The organism is Cobetia sp. SIMBA_158, from assembly GCF_046566945.1.
In the GTDB taxonomy this organism is placed as follows: domain Bacteria; phylum Pseudomonadota; class Gammaproteobacteria; order Pseudomonadales; family Halomonadaceae; genus Cobetia; species Cobetia amphilecti.
Genome location: NZ_JAWJYL010000895.1, coordinates 1 through 245, shown reverse-complemented (window position 1 = coordinate 245; position 245 = coordinate 1). Strand labels below are relative to the sequence as shown.

Annotated in this window: 1 protein-coding gene; it reads left to right on the top strand. The window is 46.5% G+C overall.

The window, feature by feature from the left end; translation table 11 throughout:
* Window positions 1–245: aldehyde dehydrogenase family protein (locus tag R2R70_RS22405; RefSeq protein ID WP_410979258.1), on the top strand; the 245-nt coding region annotated here is incomplete at both ends.

Genomic DNA, 245 nt, shown 5'->3' with positions numbered 1-245 from the left:
ATTAGGTACTTCTGAGTTTGGCAGCTGGATTGATGGAGAATTAGTTACAGGTAATGGAGACAACATCGATCTGACTAATCCAGCGACTGGCCAAGTATTTCTAATCTATCGTGACGCGGGAAAAAGTATTGTTGCTGATGCCGCTGATGCCGCTATGAAAGCTCAAAAAGTATGGTGGTCAATGACTGCCAGTGCACGAGGTCAGCTAATGTGGAAGTGCGGCATGAAAATACGCGAAGCCGCAG